Origin of the sequence: Kangiella profundi (assembly GCF_002838765.1) — a bacterium.
Lineage (GTDB): Bacteria > Pseudomonadota > Gammaproteobacteria > Enterobacterales > Kangiellaceae > Kangiella > Kangiella profundi.
Window position 1 is genome coordinate 1,667,952 of the sequence record NZ_CP025120.1, and the last position, 16,811, is coordinate 1,684,762.

17 protein-coding genes are annotated in these 16,811 nt (G+C 43.2%); 5 read left to right on the forward strand and 12 right to left on the reverse strand.

The window, feature by feature from the left end:
• The first annotated feature begins 22 nt into the window (after window positions 1-22).
• Window positions 23-1,378, forward strand: a complete 1,356-nt coding sequence (locus tag CW740_RS07770) for a DEAD/DEAH box helicase (protein ID WP_106646983.1) — start codon at window positions 23-25, stop codon at window positions 1,376-1,378.
• 36 nt (window positions 1,379-1,414) lie between these two features.
• On the forward strand, window positions 1,415-2,050 hold the full coding sequence (pdxH, locus tag CW740_RS07775) for a pyridoxamine 5'-phosphate oxidase (RefSeq protein WP_106646984.1): 636 nt from the start codon (window positions 1,415-1,417) through the stop codon (window positions 2,048-2,050).
• 94 nt (window positions 2,051-2,144) lie between these two features.
• Here the strand turns inward: pdxH and CW740_RS07780 are convergent, their stop codons facing one another.
• The 3 genes from CW740_RS07780 to CW740_RS07790 form a co-directional block, all read right to left on the reverse strand.
• Complete coding sequence (locus CW740_RS07780) at window positions 2,145-2,354, reverse strand: cold-shock protein (RefSeq protein ID WP_012800902.1); 210 nt, start codon at window positions 2,352-2,354, stop codon at window positions 2,145-2,147.
• Window positions 2,355-2,602: 248 nt separating this feature from the next.
• Window positions 2,603-2,839, reverse strand: coding sequence for a hypothetical protein (locus CW740_RS07785; RefSeq protein WP_106646985.1), 237 nt, complete (start codon window positions 2,837-2,839; stop codon window positions 2,603-2,605).
• Entirely contained in the window at window positions 2,836-3,921 is a 1,086-nt protein-coding gene (locus CW740_RS07790; protein WP_106646986.1) for a 4-phosphoerythronate dehydrogenase, read from the reverse strand. The genes CW740_RS07785 and CW740_RS07790 overlap by 4 nt, the downstream gene beginning before the upstream one ends.
• A gap of 96 nt (window positions 3,922-4,017) precedes the next feature.
• On the opposite strand from CW740_RS07790, the gene folE reads away from it, so the two are divergent.
• Both folE and mnmD read left to right on the forward strand, forming a co-directional pair.
• The gene (gene folE / locus CW740_RS07795; RefSeq protein ID WP_106646987.1) at window positions 4,018-4,575 is read left to right on the forward strand and encodes a GTP cyclohydrolase I FolE; all 558 of its coding nucleotides are present in this window, start codon (window positions 4,018-4,020) and stop codon (window positions 4,573-4,575) included.
• Between the two features lie 22 nt (window positions 4,576-4,597).
• Complete coding sequence (mnmD, locus tag CW740_RS07800; protein ID WP_106646988.1) at window positions 4,598-6,490, forward strand: tRNA (5-methylaminomethyl-2-thiouridine)(34)-methyltransferase MnmD; 1,893 nt, start codon at window positions 4,598-4,600, stop codon at window positions 6,488-6,490.
• Window positions 6,491-6,564: 74 nt separating this feature from the next.
• On the opposite strand, the gene CW740_RS07805 is transcribed toward mnmD, so the two are convergent.
• Window positions 6,565-7,362: a putative porin gene (locus CW740_RS07805; RefSeq protein WP_106646989.1), complete on the reverse strand. Its 798-nt coding sequence runs from the start codon at window positions 7,360-7,362 to the stop codon at window positions 6,565-6,567.
• 300 nt (window positions 7,363-7,662) lie between these two features.
• On the opposite strand from CW740_RS07805, the gene CW740_RS07810 reads away from it, so the two are divergent.
• Window positions 7,663-8,712, forward strand: a complete 1,050-nt coding sequence (locus CW740_RS07810) for a hypothetical protein (RefSeq protein WP_106646990.1) — start codon at window positions 7,663-7,665, stop codon at window positions 8,710-8,712.
• 78 nt (window positions 8,713-8,790) lie between these two features.
• On the opposite strand, the gene CW740_RS07815 is transcribed toward CW740_RS07810, so the two are convergent.
• From CW740_RS07815 to CW740_RS07850, 8 genes are all read right to left on the reverse strand, one after another.
• A complete protein-coding gene (locus CW740_RS07815; RefSeq protein ID WP_106646991.1) occupies window positions 8,791-9,663 on the reverse strand; it encodes a pirin family protein in 873 nt (290 codons plus the stop codon).
• Between the two features lie 93 nt (window positions 9,664-9,756).
• Window positions 9,757-10,473 carry an ABC transporter permease gene (locus CW740_RS07820; RefSeq protein ID WP_106646992.1) on the reverse strand — a complete coding sequence of 239 codons (717 nt, stop codon included), beginning with the start codon at window positions 10,471-10,473 and terminating at the stop codon, window positions 9,757-9,759.
• A 2-nt stretch (window positions 10,474-10,475) separates the two neighbouring features.
• Window positions 10,476-12,365: a monovalent cation:proton antiporter-2 (CPA2) family protein gene (locus CW740_RS07825; protein ID WP_106646993.1), complete on the reverse strand. Its 1,890-nt coding sequence runs from the start codon at window positions 12,363-12,365 to the stop codon at window positions 10,476-10,478.
• Window positions 12,365-12,928: an NAD(P)H-dependent oxidoreductase gene (locus CW740_RS07830; RefSeq protein WP_106646994.1), complete on the reverse strand. Its 564-nt coding sequence runs from the start codon at window positions 12,926-12,928 to the stop codon at window positions 12,365-12,367. Before CW740_RS07830 ends, CW740_RS07825 begins: the two co-directional genes overlap by 1 nt.
• Before the next feature lie 457 nt (window positions 12,929-13,385).
• A complete protein-coding gene (locus CW740_RS07835) occupies window positions 13,386-14,510 on the reverse strand; it encodes an ATP-NAD kinase family protein (protein ID WP_188459721.1) in 1,125 nt (374 codons plus the stop codon).
• Window positions 14,495-15,040, reverse strand: coding sequence for an elongation factor P hydroxylase (locus CW740_RS07840; protein WP_106646996.1), 546 nt, complete (start codon window positions 15,038-15,040; stop codon window positions 14,495-14,497). Before CW740_RS07840 ends, CW740_RS07835 begins: the two co-directional genes overlap by 16 nt.
• A 13-nt stretch (window positions 15,041-15,053) precedes the next feature.
• Window positions 15,054-15,968 carry a 50S ribosomal protein L3 N(5)-glutamine methyltransferase gene (gene prmB / locus CW740_RS07845; protein ID WP_106646997.1) on the reverse strand — a complete coding sequence of 305 codons (915 nt, stop codon included), beginning with the start codon at window positions 15,966-15,968 and terminating at the stop codon, window positions 15,054-15,056.
• On the reverse strand, window positions 15,965-16,750 hold the full coding sequence (locus CW740_RS07850; RefSeq protein ID WP_106646998.1) for a lysophospholipid acyltransferase family protein: 786 nt from the start codon (window positions 16,748-16,750) through the stop codon (window positions 15,965-15,967). The genes prmB and CW740_RS07850 overlap by 4 nt, the downstream gene beginning before the upstream one ends.
• Window positions 16,751-16,811 lie beyond the last annotated feature (61 nt).

Below are 16,811 nucleotides of genomic sequence, written 5' to 3' on the forward strand. Positions count from 1 at the left end.
TTATTTTCAACCGGTTATTCAAGTGTCTGAGACATCAATATTCCAGAGCCTTCATTCTGGCCTTCAAAAAGCGTTAGAAAAATTAAAGCTTCATACTCCAACTGAAGTTCAACAGCAGTCCATTCAACCCATTCTGGATGGGCAGGATGTTATGGTTAGTGCCGAAACGGGCTCAGGCAAAACCGCCGCTTTCTTGCTCCCGATTATTCATAAATTATTAGAAAAACCATCTCGTCACACCAGTACACGAGTATTGATTTTAGCTCCGACGCGCGAGCTAGCACGCCAAATCAACAAGCATGCCAAGGATCTCACCCAATTTACTTCAATAAAAACCGGCTTAATCATCGGTGGAGCTGAGTACAAATATCAGCAATCAATTTTCCGCGACAATCCAGAAATCATTATCGCAACACCTGGCCGTATGCTTGAGCATTGTGAAAAAGAAAGCGCTGATCTGAATGATCTCGAATATCTGGTCATTGATGAAGCAGATAAAATGTTCGAAATGGGCTTCACCGACGATGTACAGGCAATAGCAGGCTACTGTAACTCAGAAAGACAAACACTGCTGTTCTCGGCTACACTCAAAACAAAAGGCATCAGGCATTTAACGGATTATTTGATGGATGAGCCTGAAGCCATTGTCCTGAACTCCTTTGAAGCTAAGAACGACGCAATTGAGCAATTCATCATCACTGCTGATGACTTAAACCATAAAGAAAAGCTCACACAATGGTTATTGGCCAACGAAGAGTATCGTAAGGCCATTGTCTTCTGTAATACCAAAGAACAGGTTGATCGTCTAGGTGGATTGATCCGCTATCATAAAATTGCTGCCGGAACGCTACATGGCGATATTTCGCAAAGCGTTCGTAACCATGTAATGACTCAATTCAGAGACAGTAAGATTAAGGTATTAATCGCCTCTGATGTTGCTGCTCGCGGGATTGATGTTAAAGATATTGATCTTGTAATTAACTTCGATATGGCACACAACGCAGAAGATTATATCCACCGCATCGGTCGTACGGCTCGAGCTGGTGAGACGGGTACAGCAATATCTTTAATCAGTCATCGAGAATGGAACTTGATGGTTACTATTGAAAAAGCCATTAGTGGTAAGTTTCAGTTAAAAACCATCAAAGAGCTTCAGGGAAAATACAAAGGTCCTAAGAAACTCAAAGCAAGCGGCAAAGCGGCTGGCACTAAAAAGAAAAAAGATGGCGCAAAGAAATTAACCGCTCGTGAGAAGAAACGACTGGAAAAGAAACAGGGCAAAAAATCAGCAGCTCCGGCCCAATCAAATAAACCGAAAAAGAAATTCGGTGCTGTCATGGTTGATGCAGGCGAATCGCCTATGAAGAAAAAGTCCTGAGCGACTTAAAGAATAGAATAGATTCTGGAACGTTTTATGGCAATAGATGATTTACGTCGTGAATACCTGCTAACCAAACTCCATCGTTCGGACTTGGCGGATAACCCCATTGAACAGTTTCAACTCTGGTTACAACAGGCCATCGAGTTCGATCTGAATGATCCTACTGCAATGGTTCTCAGCACGGTTGATAAAGATCACTGCCCCAGCCAGCGTATTGTGCTGCTAAAAGATGTCAGTGATAAAGGATTTGTTTTTTATACCAACAGCCAAAGCAACAAGGCGCAACAGATTACAGAGAATCCGAATGTTAGCCTGCACTTCCCATGGCATAAAATGGACCGCCAAATCTCAATTAAAGGCACAGCGGAAAAACTGGGTATCAAGGAAACACTGGCTTACTTTACTAAGAGGCCACGTGAAAGTCAGATTGCAGCCTGGGCATCACAACAAAGCCGCCCTATCAAGAGTCGCGATCTATTAATACAACAGTTTGAGAAGATGAAAGCTCGTTTTGCTAAGGGTGAAGTGCCATTACCTGATTTCTGGAGTGGCTATAGAGTGAAGCCTTTGAGCATTGAGTTTTGGCAAGGAGGCGCACATCGCCTACATGACCGCTTTGTCTATACAAAAAATGAAACGGGCTGGACCATCGAACGGCTAATGCCTTAGCCAATTATTGACACCTTTAAGTCAGGCAAAAAAAAAGCAAGCACCAAGTGCTTGCTTTTCTGTATTACGATTTAAGACTGTTTATTTAACAGAATTAAAGAGCAGTAATATTTTCAGCTTGTGGGCCTTTCTGGCCGTCAGTCAAGGTAAACTCAACTTGTTGACCTTCTGCCAAAGTTTTGAATCCAGAGCTAGCAATAGCGCTGAAATGAGCAAAAACGTCTGGACCGTTTTCTTGCTCGATAAAACCAAAACCTTTAGCTTCGTTGAACCATTTAACGGTTCCTTTAACTGTTTTAGACATAATAAATATCCTGTAATTTAAATTGGGTATTTTACCCAGATATAATGGTGCCTTCATGAGGCATGAATAGCGTGAAATACTGGCTGAGAATTTTGAAACTACAGAACGGAGTACTACGAATAAAACTGCGATTTGGAGTGTATAAATACTTAGGTCATTCTTTCTAGCTGTGGCCAGCTTATAGTAGTTTGAACTATTGTCAACATATATCGTTCAAATGCTGCTTTTATTTCAAAAATAGTTACACTTCAACTTCGATATATATCGACCAGCAAGACAATAAAGCCACCTATCATACTGATTAATCCAGCAATTACGATAAACAGTGCAACCAAACCAGCAAAAACCTGAAAGCCACCTTCCGGCAAATAAGCAGAACCCCAAAGCAGTGGCAGCCCAATAAATAACGACATGGCGAAACTTAAACTTATGATTTTCCAGCCGCGAGGCATTCTGCTAGTGATGATATACTCGATTGGATTCACGATAACTCCAAGAACTCTAGTCGTTGCGGGTAGTTTTTTCGCAGATTATCAAACTCCTCAGCAATAGTCGCCCCACTTCGTCTCAATACTTCCTCCAGTTTTTGACGCATCTGCTGGTCATCACTTTTTATGTCATAAAAACTGCGTAAGCTTTGATACAGAAAGCCTGTATCCGAACTCAACTTAACAGGAGGATTCCACTTCGGAGCTTCAGGCAATAAATCCCTCAGGGCAAATTTGGGCACCATACCCAGCCATTGACACACTGACTGGTACAGTTGATAAGTGCCACGAATTTTTCCTTCCTGCGAGTAGCCAGCGATATGAGGAGTTGAAATCAAGGACTGCTTGAACAGTTCCACATTCAAATCAGGTTCGTTTTCCCAGACATCAAGAACAAAATCAATATCTTTACCGGCCTGTTTGCAGTGCAGTGCCGCTGTGTTATCCACAACAGCTCCACGTGAACTGTTAATCAACAGTCCGCCCGGTTGCATAACAGAAAGAAATTTCTCATCAATTAAATGATGACTTGCATGTAGCCCACGATTCGTCAAAGGGACATGGCAGGTCACGATATCGCATTGCTGAATAGCCTGTATCGGAACAAACTGACGAGAGTCACCCTGCTCTTCCAGAGGTGGGTCATTCAATAGATACTCAATACCTAATAGCTCCAAAATCTGTGCAACTTTGGAGCCGACATTCCCCGCGCCAATGATTCCCACCGTGCACTGTCTTAGGTCTTTCTGTTTGTGATCGGCCCAAAAGGCAATTGCAGCCAGAACATATTCAGCTACCGCTTGTGCATTACAGCCTGGAGCATAGGCAAACTCGATACCCTGCTCTAAAAGATAACCTTGGTCGATATGATCAGTCCCAATCGTTGCACTGCCGACAAATCTAACCTTGGTGCCCTGCAACAAATCCTGATTAACCTGAGTAACCGAACGAACCAATAAAACATCAGCGTCCAGTAAATGCTCTTTGTTTATTTTTCGTCCAGCCACAGTTACTACTGTAGCAAAAGAGCCAAACAGCTCTTGTACCAAAGGCATATTTTCATCAGCAACAATTTTCATTTCAACTGCAGGGCCTTCACACAAAACTCATAATTATTTGGGTATTGTAGCGATATCTATTAGAATTACGACTGAAACGACCGCAGAGTAAGATAAATGTCCGATAAACTAGAAAACTTATACCGCGAAATCCTGGTAGAGATTGGCGAAGATATATCCCGAAATGGTATTTTAGATACCCCCAAGCGTGCTGCTAAAGCAATGAAGTTCCTGACTCATGGTTATGAGCAGGATTTAGATGAAGTGGTTAATGGCGCTATTTTCGATTCCGACAATGACGCCATGGTTATTGTTAAAGATATCGAACTCTATTCCATGTGTGAACACCACATATTGCCATTCATCGGCAAGGTTCATGTTGGCTATCTACCAACCGGTAAAGTGATTGGCCTTTCTAAAATTGCTCGAATAGTTGATATGTTCGCACGACGTCTGCAGATTCAGGAAAATCTGACCAAGCAGATTGCACATGCCGTTCAGGATGTTACAGGCGCAGCAGGTGTTGGTGTTATCGTCGAAGCTAAGCACATGTGCATGATGATGCGTGGTGTAGAAAAGCAGAACTCTGTTATGACCAGTTCAACTATGCTTGGTCAGTTCCGCTCCTCACAAAACACGCGCAACGAATTCTTAACCCTGATCGAAAAACGATAAACGATAAACGATAACCCCTGCAATGCATAATGCATTTTTAGGCGTTGAGCCCGCAAACATCGAATGGCGCCCGGCCAAAATTCGAGAGGGCTCAACAGAATCCCCTCCTCTGGTTCCTTACTCAAAACAATTCAACGATATATATTTCGATAGCCGTGATGGAAAATCAGAAACGGATTATGTTTTCCTTGATGGCAATAAACTACCACAGCGTTTCGCAGCATTAACTGAAGGAAGCTTTACCATTGTTGAAACAGGGTTTGGCACAGGACTAAATTTGTTACGTACCTGTGAACTATGGCGGAAGACTCAGCAAGAGTCGAAAGCTATACTTAACTTTATCAGCATAGAGCAGTATCCAATTTCTCCAGATGACTTGCAGAAAATGTATCTGGCACTTGGTGTTGAATCAGAGTTTACCGAGGAGCTGTTAACACAATACCCTCCTGCAATGCCTGGGGTCTATACTATTCAGCTACCCTACCGTATAAAGTTGACTTTAATACTCTGCCCCATCGATAAAGCGCTTAAAGAATTTTCTGCTGGTTCAGAGTTTAAAATAGATGCCTGGTTTCTTGATGGCTTCGCTCCGAGCAAAAATCCCGAGATGTGGTCCAAAGGTTTGCTACATTTTATGGCCCTACATGGGGTAAATAGTGAACAGCGCCAAACCACTTTTGCTACTTTTACTGCGGCTTCCATGATTCGTAAGCAACTGCGTCATTATGGGTTTGAGGTTGCTAAGCAAAAAGGATTCGGCTTTAAGCGCGAGATGCTGGTCGGTAGTTTCCAGGAAAAGACTATTTCAAGTCCACATCCAACACTTGCTGATAGCTACTTCAAAAGCAAAACTCCAAAACAGGCTAAAGTCGCGGTCATCGGGGCAGGTCTGGCTGGCTGCGCCACAGCTCATAGTTTGCATCAGCGAGATATTGAGGTTCATATATTTGAAAGTGGTAATAGTTTAGCCAATGGCGCCTCCAAGATGCCAGCACTATTGGCAACTCCCAATATCTCACTGGACCATAATGCGTTCAGTCAGCTGACCTTTTTAGGGATGTCGCAGCTGGAGAATTTTTTACACACGCATAAAAATGATTCCCCACAGCTCAGTTATAGCAAAACCTGTTTACAGCTTGGTAGCGAGAAATATTCAGAATATCAGCTAGAACATTATGTAGAAACCTACCGTCAGCGCTATTGGAGTCCGGATTTGTTTCAGTGGACCAAGACCAGGATCGTGAATCAAGACCATAGAGGGCTTTTGATGCCCGGTATTTTAGTTAACGGTTCCCAGTTCTGCCAAGCGCTAGTAGCATCTATCCCTAAACAGCAAATACATCTCAATCATGAAGTTAAATCGCTTGAGGAGTTAAAAGAGTTTGACCATATCGTTTTGGCAACTGGACATGGCAACCTGTTACTTAAACTGGCCGATGATGAACCGAGTTTATCTCCACTGAGAGGACAACTTACCGAGCTGCAACAGCACCCAGGGAAACGGCTGGGTTTAGATTACCCAATCAATTATGATGGCCACCTGTTTGAGTATGAAAACAAATTGATAGTCGGTGCGACCTTTGACATGAGTCTGGATCAAACTATCAACTTGGAAGATAGAGTGAAAAATATTGAGCAGGCTAACGAGCGATTTGGGCTACAATTAAAGCAGAAAAACTGTACAGACTGGGTGGGGATTCGTGCTACAACTTACGACCGTTTTCCTTACTGCGGTCCCCTTAAGGATAATAACGATTTATCCCCCATGGTCTGGACTAACTATGGTATGGGAACTCGAGGCCTGTGCCTCTCAGTCCTGTGTGGTGAAGTTATTGCCAGCGCCATCAATAATGAGGTAATCCCACTTCCTAAATATCTTCTTCAAAGAATCAGCCCACAGCGTACTCAAAAATAAAAAAAAGCCGTGAAAGAATTCACGGCCTCTATGACTAACAGACTCGAAAATGAGTCGTGCTTAACAAGCGTCAATTAAAACTGAGCTTTCAAACCAATCGTATAAGTTTCAGTTTCAATGATATCGTCCTGTGATGCAAACTCAGCGTAAACAGCGATGTTTTCGTTGAAGAAATGCTGCGCACCAATTTCATACAGGTCGTCTTCAGCTAAAGTAGCGAATACAGAAGTTGCTTTAGTGAAATAGTAGCTAGAACCAACAGACCAAGTGTTGTCACCATCAAAGTCAGTGAAAGATACGTTAGCAGTCAAGTAACGGTCACCACCTAAGTGTGTGAAGTACTTAGAAGACAAAGTCACGTAATCTGTATTGTCATCAGTTGCCAAAGTGAAACCGATGTAATCAGTGTCATTGATTTGGTGGTTGTAGGCAGCAGAAATGTTATAAACAGTATCAACACCATCAGCATCTACTGCATCGACACGAACTAAAAAGTCATCATTAAACAAGTAACCTAAAGTAAATAGGCTAGCATCGTTATCGAATTTATCTTCTGAATAACCAGCACCAACCAGGAAGTTCTCAACAAATAACTCACCACCGATAGCAGCAGTATAGTATTCGCCACTCTCAACATTTAAGTAATTAGCATTAACGTTGCTTACTTTGTTGATATATTCAAATTCGTTGTATGGACCAAGCGCTTCTTTATTGTCGAAGAAGTAAGTACCAGACAAGCCAGCAGCGTGATAAGTGCTACCACCAATCTCAACTTTGCTCCAGTTAATATCAGAAAGGATCGTGTACTCTTCTGCTTGAGCTGAAACCGCTGAAGAAAGAAGCACTGCTGCAGTAATTAATTTAATTTTCACTTTGTTAGTCTCCGTGTGTTTATAAAGTGCGGCGCGGATTCTAATGCATGATTTTCAGAGGGTCAATTAAAATCGAAGGAGTTATATCTTTTTGTTATTTAAAGAGTTTTTTGATGTCTTCCTATTATAAAACGTAATATATATTGTTAATAAAACTAACTCAAAATACGTAAGTTTCTTAGCTAATAATTGCCAACTAATCATGCGCTACTTATCAATTTAGAGATATTTAATTAGCCCTCTTTTGAGATTCTCAATTAATTTTGTCATGATGCCTAAAGGACAATAAAGGAGAGAGTCATGATTTTTGGAAACCGCCTACAAGTGCTACTTGCATCAGGAGTAACGCTTCTACTCGCTATAAGTTGTAGCGATGAGCAAGCTGATACCACAGTGCAACGCCCAACACAGGTATCTAACCAGCTTGAACAAACAACGCAGACTAATACAGAAATTCAACCTGCTTTAATCAAACTATCAAACTTACCTGATACCATCAATCTTGATCCCTGCCAATTGCTTTCTAACGATGAGCTAACGACTATTGGGCTGCCGACGGATCAGTATCATTCACAATATGGTTCAACTCGACAAATTCCAAACCATAGCCCTATAACTCCCTTTATAGCTTGTAAATGGCGCTCAGTTGATGAGGGTACGCCAGTGGGTTGGATTCAGGTACAACATATCGAAGGTGATGTTAAGCCTCAAGATGACGAGCGCTTCGGCCTGGGTGAAGTTTCCTGGAAAGGAACTTTTAGTGGTAGAGATCAGTTAATCGTAAAGACTGGAAATCGATTGTTGATGGTCACCACTCAAATTCCATTTAATGAGCGCAGTGAGATGGAATCCAATATTTGGATTGCTGAGAAAGTTCTATCTCGGCTCGCTTCAATATCAGAGAGCACCCAACCACAATCGGCAAATGCCGAACTTGTCGGCGGACCATCACTTGATATCTGCGCGGCCAGCCAACCAGCCAAACCCTATCAGTTACTTGATGGTGATACTGCCTGGGCAATCCCCGGAATTGAAATAAACCACACTCCATCAATGAAAGAACGCCCACAGGAAGATGGGGTGGAGTGTACTTATGGCAGTAATCGTCGTGGTTACGTCATTGTGACTTATTTAGGCAAAGATGGTGTTAAGCGTTGGAGCAGTCATTTTGCAAAAAATGGAACACCGGATACACTTGAGCAGTACAATGTGTTTAGAGAGAGAAAGCGACTTTATATTCCTCTTGAGCAGGGGGCGGTTATGGTTGAAGCACAGAGTATCAGACTTCCCGATGAAGAAATAACTGCAAAGTTTGATGAAATAGCTTTAGAAGTTTTAAGTAAGTTTTAAATAATTAATATGTTTCTTTAAAGCCACGGTGATTATAATAAAAGCCTGTGACTTACAGGCTTTTATTAATTACATCGATTATTCGATTCGACCCATTTTGCCACTTTGAAAATCAAGAATTGCCTGTTTAATCTCCTGAGGTGTGTTCATGACAAAAGGACCATGGCGAACAACCGGTTCTTTAATTGGCTCACCTGCCAGCAATAAAAACTCAACGTGACTTTCTGCATCTGCATCGAGTGAGAACTTTACTCCATCACCATCATGAAGAATGATCATTTCTCCATCATCCACCTTCAGACCATCAATTCTCAACCCATTGCCATGAAATACATATAGCATTGCATTAAGACCTGACTTAACTTCTTGCGTATAAGAGCTACCAGGGTTGATGATCCAATGCTGGAAAGTAATAGGAGTATGCGTATCAATAACTGCTTTCTTGTCCATGGCTTCACCAGCAATTATTTTTACCGAGACACGGCCATCCTCGGTTGTAGCTGTTGGAATCGACTCATCAGGGATCTCCTGATATCGAGGGGGATCCATTTTATGCTTGGCCGGAAGATTGACCCAGATTTGAAAGCCATGCACACGACCGCCTTTTTCCATGATCAGGCTTGAAGGCATTTCAGAATGAACAACACCACTACCGGCAGTCATCCACTGCACATCACCGGGTGCAATTCGACCACTATGCCCTGCTGAATCTTTATGCTCAAAAACACCATCCAGCATATAGGTGACAGTTTCAAAACCACGGTGGGGATGATCTGGGGCACCCACGGCTTCGCCTGGGCCATACACAGCAGGTCCCATTTCATCAATTAATAAGAAAGGATCAACAATCCTGTCGGGGATTTGTCCAGGGAATGGACGTCGAACTTTAAAGCCGCCACCTTCCATGAGTTCCACGGCCCGCACTTTCATTAAAATGCCGCGTAAATTCATAAGGTCTCCAAATCAGAGTATTACACAATCTATTTTCAACATTGCTTGTGAAGATCACGTCACAAGCATCAATTACTCACGTTTGATAACCATCTAATCCTGTTGGTTGGTTAACTGAGTTTTGAGTCTTAAACTTAAGTATATCGCTACCGAAAATGCCGCAGAGCACAAAATGGTTGCCATAATGACAATTTGGTAACGCACTGCTAATAAAGGGGATACTCCGGATAAAATTTGTCCGGTCATCATTCCCGGTAATGCCACAAGGCCCACTGCTAACAAACTGTTAATTTGCGGAATCATTGCAGTATTAAAGGCTTTATTACGCGCCTGCTCCTGTGCCTGAGAAATTGACAGTTCGCTATCTAAACGCTCCCCTGCCAGACTCAAACTATTCATCGTATTTGCTAGCAACATGCCAGCTAAAGGAATCACATATCGTGGCTGATACCATGGTTCTAAATGTAACACAGCAACAATTATCAGAGCGAGAACCGATCCACATCCGAAAAACAAAGCAGTCGCTAACTGCATGAAGTGTTGACTGTTTTTATTCTTTAAAGGACGCATTGCTATCCAGCCGGATACCAATAGCATAAAAGACATTACAGCCAGTCCAAGTAGCCAACTTTCGCTGGTAAATAGATAGACCAATACAAAACCAATAGCGATTAATTGCACCACCATTCGTACCGTTGCAATGATCAAATCGGACAATCCTATAGACCAACGATAAAAAATGATCCCAACCAACACCACCGGCAAAAGAACGTAACACAGTTCAAGATAACCAATATCAGGCAAAGTCAAAGTCAGCTTTCCTCACTTTTTTTGCTTTCTTCAGCACCTTCTTCAGATGTCCAGTCCGCCATCCAAGGTTGTCGTTGCTCTACTTTATTAGCTTCCTGATCCGCGCGTAATACAGTTTCTAATAGTTCTGCTTTTTCGGCGGCTTCAAGAATATATTGCTTGTCATCACCCCAGATGTCAGACAACTCTTCAAGATGCTTGTTATCATAATGAAGGAAAGTTTTTGCTGCACGATGGGCCTGATAATGCCTGAACCCTAGCGCACTTAAAGCTTCTTGCCCGAGGAGCAAAGCTGAACCTAAAGTCTCTCGAACCACGAAGTCAGCACCAGCTTTCCTGAGTTCATGCGCTTCTCTGCGACCTTTGGCCCTGGCTAACACTTTTAGCTGCGGGAAATGCTCCTTACACAACCTGGTGACCTTTAAGCACTTATCCTGATTGTCCACCGCAATAATCATTAGTTTTGCTGTCTCTGCACCGGCAGCCTTGAGAATATCCACATTAGTGACATCACCGTAAAATGCCTTTGTGCCAAACTTTTTAACCAGCTCAATCTGCATCACGTCATACTCTAGCAGTGTTGTGTTAAAACCCTGTGACCGAAGTAAACGCGAAACCACCTGACCAAATCGACCATAACCCGCCACGATAACCGGCGTTTCTCCATCATCTATTTCATCGAAATCACGGTGTTCAATATCTTTTTTCAGGCGCGGCTGCAACACCCGCTCGGCAAAAATAATCAATAATGGCGTTAGCAACATGCTCAGAGTAACTACCACCGTCAGAATAGAAATGGTGTCCTGATCAAGCACACCATTTTGTGCTGCATAAGTTGAAAGAACGAAGGCAAACTCACCACCCTGTGCCAAGGAAAAGGTAAAGATAATGTTTTCTAGCAAAGGCATTTTAAACTGTGCTGCCAATACGCCTAACACCACAATCTTGACGACTAACAACAATACCAATAATCCAATGATAACCCAGACAAACTCAGACAAAACATCAAGGTTAATGCTGGCGCCAACTGTAATAAAAAATAGCCCCAACAATAAACTTTTAAAGGTATCTAGCCCAACCTCCAGCTCATGACGATATTGGCTTTCTGCTAAAACCACACCAGCCAGGAAAGCACCAAGAGCCGGTGATAGACCAACCTTCTGCATGACCAGGGTGATGGTAATCACCAGTAGCAACGAAGTTGCAATAAAAATTTCTCTAAGACCTGTTCGAGCAATCCAGTTAAAAATTGGAGAAACCAGATAGCGACCCACCAGGATAATCCCCAGCACTGAACCCAAAATCAAAAAGGTTTGTTGTAAACCCAGCTCTTCAACATGACCAACGGACGTTGCTGCATCCACTTGCAATGTCGAAAGGAGAGGCATTACTGCAATCATAGGAATCACAATAACGTCCTGGAACAACAATACCGAAAATGCAGACTTTCCGCCGTGAGTCCTGAGCAAGCCTTTTTCGGAAAGGGTTTGCAGAACGATGGCGGTAGAAGATAACGCCAGCATCATGCCGATAGCTAAAGACATTTTCCAGTGCAGGCCAAGGATTGAAACAGAAATCGCAGTAATTAATAAGGTAGTCAGCGCAACCTGAAGCCCACCCAGTCCCAAAATCGGAACCCTCAGTTTCCAGAGTTTTTTAGGTTCAAGCTCCAGACCAATCAAAAACAACATCATGACAACGCCAAACTCGGCAAAATGCATAACGTCTGCAACATCATTACCGACCAAGCCCAAAGCAAAAGGCCCAATAATAATTCCCGCACCTAAGTAACCGAGTACTGAACCCAGTCCCATACGCTTGGCAAGTGTTACTCCGATTACCGCTGCCAGCAAAAAGATAAATGTCTGGTATAAGGCTCCTTGCATTTCCATTACAAATTCTCCCCTGACTGCAGTGAATCATCATCCCTTAATGATCGTATCAGCTGCGCATAGCGGTGAGCCTCATCTGCCAGCTCAGAATCTGACAACGCTAATGCATCGAAAAGTACAAAAGGCTTTAGATAACGCATGCCACAAAAAATTGCCGTTTGCTCGAATGGTTTTAGCAGCTCTTCAACTGGGTAATGATTAAAGCCTGTTGATCCGTAACTACTTTCACTGCCACCAATAGTCACAGCGTTCATCAGAGACTTTCCCGACAACTGATAACCTCCATCACCATAGGCAAATCCAAAGTCAAGCACGACGTCTTGCCATTCCTTAAGCAAGGAAGGTGAGCTGTACCAATAAAAAGGGTGTTGGAAAATAATGATCTGATGTTCTTTAAGCAGACGTTGCTCTTCTTCAACATCAATAAAGAAGTCTGGATACTTTTCGTAGAGGTCGTTAAAAGTCACTCCCTCCAGATCACGCAGAGCGGAAACCATAGCACGGTTTGCCACCGATTGTTCGTATGCTGGATGAGCGAATAAGATTAACACCTTGTTTTGCATAGTTTTTCCTGAAGTTGCCAGAAATGGCCGACTATGCTCTGAGTCTACACAAGATTGGATAAAATATAAATTACAGCTAAAAGTAATAGATAAAATAAAAGCGGCCGAAGCCGCTTTCAACTGTGAATCGTTAGATCCCCTGATTCCCTACCTTGGGTGGTATATCCATATACTCGTTTCCATGTTCCTGTATTCTTCCAGACTCGATTTGTAGATTGTGTAATCTCCCTGACTACGCGAGCTACTTTACCAAAGTTATCGCTTTGCACAACAAGTCAAAATTGAAATTTCTTAAAGCAAGATCACATTCAATACTGCTAATATCATTTAAAATCAATGAGTTAAACTTAATGCATGTATTCTTAAGGCTGTTTTACCCGGGGCTTTTCAGCGATCTCCCAGAAGCTTGTAAGAGATCTCGCACAAAGATCCAAGACAATCTCCCAAAGTACTAAATTTATATCCTGCCGACAGGATATAAAACCGAGTCTTCGTAACCGGTAATTACCTTGATAGGACCCGAAAACTCTTCATTTAAAGCAAGATCGTCGCTATCGACAATTAGAGGTTTACCATTTAATTGCTGTAATTTGGTTTTGGTGGCAATCACAATCAGATTATCCCTGCCCAGTTGACGCAAAACTTTGGCACTTAACTGTTGATTACCACGACCAATGATATGTCCCTGCCCGCCGATGATAGTTATCACAGCCTTAACCTTTTCAGGATGAGCATCCAGCAGCTCCAGGATATGCTTTTCATAGACATCCTGCTGAACCAGCCTCTGCTGAAAAACATGATCAATACCCAATAGAGTGTTTTCTAGACCAAGCGAATCCATGACAGCTGCGCAGGTTGTGCCTGAACCGATCAGATAATGGATATCATCCTCCATTTGCTCCACCACATAGTCTGCAATGTCCTGGACTACCAAAGCTTCCACTTCTTTGCCACCTGATTTTGTGGACTGCACGTAGCGATGCTCAGCCGGAACTTGCATCTCACCATACTTTTTGGCACGAACATTACCTTTACGGAAAGCTTCTTCGTCAATATCCATGACCGAGGTTTCCAGCAGGCTAACCAGCTCATTATTGAGCATCTGCTCAATGACCAAACCTGCTGCTTTTGGTGTCACGGCATAAACTCCAGAGTGGATTTTAACACCCGCAGGAATACCAAGCACTGGAAGCTCTTCGCCGACCGCTTCATAAATGTTCCTGGCTGTTCCATCGCCGCCAGCAAAGAGAAACAGGTTAGCTTTTTTTGCAACGATTTTATTGGCTGCTTCTATTGTGTCCTGTGCTGTTGATGCTCCTTGGTAGGAATAAACACACTCATAGTTGAAGCCCAATTCCTTCAGGAGGTTTTCGCCCATGTCACCTGATGCTGTGAAGAAAATCAGCTGATCTTTATAAGGCTTTAAAATTTCCAAAGTAATGCGCGCACGATTAGCCGATTGACTCACCGCGCCACGGGCAAAGGCTTCTGCACGAATGGCTTCGCCGTCACTGCCCTTAAGGCCAACTTTACCGCCTATACCAGCGAATGGATTAATAATGAAACCTAAATGGAACATGATGAAATATCTGGAATTTGAATGGGTTGACCTTGTCGATAATAGCGACAAAGTATCTGAATCATACGTAGAGCACGAGTTGGAAAACCATACTCAAAGTATTCAATTAAGCGTGCGTAAACTTGCTCTCTGAACGCCTCTGCATCACCGGATGGGTTGTTAAGGTTATCCAAACTCACTCTGAACGGCAAATTGGAAGCCAATGCAAATGCCCACTCCAATGCCTGTGGTTTCTGCTCAACTTTGAAAAACTCTTGCTGCTGTTCGGCAGTACGCCCGTCTGCTGCGTACCAGTACCCATAATCATCAAGCCGGCGACGCTCTTTACCAGCGATACACCAGTGGGCACACTCATGTAAGGCACTGGCAAAATAGTCATGGGTTGAATAAATGATAGCAGGCTTGCCTTCAACGGAAGCCTGATAGAATGGCTCTTCAGCACCCGACTGCAGATGCGTATTGCAGTCAGCAAACTCATTATTGAAGAGTGCAACCAGGTCCTCAACTTTGTGGAAGTCTTGGCTATATATCATCTAATATCAGGAGTTATGAGAAGTGCTCAACAAGCTGCTGGCGAGTTAACAGGAAGACTCCATCACCGCCCTTTTCAAACTCAATCCAAGTAAAGGGCACATCTGGGAAAGCTTCTTCCAGAGCCGGCCAGCTGTTACCCACTTCGACGATTAGACAGCCCTGCTCGGTTAAGTGATCCGCAGCTTGTTCAAGAATTCGACGCGTGATATCCAAACCATCTTCACCGGAACCAAGACCGATTTCAGGTTCGTGCTGATATTCGGCAGGCATATCGGATAAGTCTTCTGAATCAACATAAGGTGGATTGGATACAATCAAATCGAACTGATCATCGGTCAGTGATTCGAATAGATCAGAAATGGCAGTTTGTGCTTTAGGATAGAGTCCCAGGCGTTCGTTGTTAATATCAGCAACGGTTATGGCATCCTCGGAAATATCGGAAAGAACAACTTCAGCATCTTCAATATAGGCAGCAATAGCTAAACCGATACAACCACTGCCACAGCATAAATCAAGAATTCTAGGGTTATCCGCTTCCAGCCAGGGATAAAAATCGTTTTCTATCAACTCGGCGATTGGCGAACGTGGAACTAGCACACGTTCATCAATATAAAACTCTAGTCCGCAAAAATAGGCTTTATTGGTGATGTAAGCCAAAGGCTTGCGATGTTCAACACGCTCAAAGATGGCATGAACCAGATGCTTCTTTTCATCCGCCAAAAGTTTGGCGGTTAACATGCCTTGCGGATAATCTTGCGGAAGGTCCAGCATTTGCAGCACTATGGCAACAGCCTCATCCCAGGCATTATCAGTGCCATGGCCGAAGTATAGGTCAGACTGGTGAAACTGCGTTGCAGCAAAGCGAATGAAGTCAGCAACTGTCTCTAAGGACTGCTCTGCTTCTTGGTAAATTGGGCTTAACGTCATGAGCTTCTCTCTTCCAGCATCCTTTTCATTGAATTATATACCAAATCAGACAGCTCATGGCGATGTTCTACATCAAACTCACGACAATCAATGGCCTCGCCAACCTTAACCTTCACAGGTTGATGCAGACGCATCTTTAACCACTTCTTGTTAGGCAAGACTTTATAGATATCCTGCATCACGACTGGAATAATCAATGCGTTGGTATCAATGGCCAGTCGGATGCCACCTTTTTTAAGCGGTATCAGCTCACCATTTTTAGATCGAGTGCCTTCCGGAAACATCCAGATGCGAATGCCACTCTCCATTTTCTCACGCGCAATTTTTAAATCTTCAATGGCCTGCTGACGGTTTTGTCTGTTAATGGAAAGAATTTCTGCAGCTTTCATAGCACTTGAAAGCAATGGCACACTAAACAGTTCCTTTTTGGAAATCATACGAATGCTGCCGGGTAAAGCTGTGAATGCCAATGGAATATCATAAGCGCTGGAATGATTGCACATAATGATGACTCGGCGCCCTTCCTGCACCTGCTGTTCCAAATCCCCTTCGACCTGCCAATTTATACGTGCGGCTCGAATCAGCCGACCTGACCAGTCAACCAGGATCTTGTCCACCTTGGTGCGCAAATCCTTTTTCGAGAAGAAAGCAAAATAGAGGGTTTTAAGACTGTATTTAGCGGTTGCCGCAATAGAGTAGGTGATTACCCATAGGGCACGCAGGAAACCAGCTGGTCTTGGCTGTTTATCAGTTTGCGATGCTGTTTGAGTTGTAGAATTCAAGGTGCTAGCTGGTCAATCATCAATGAAGTGGCAATGCTAGCCACTTTTTAACCGAACTTCC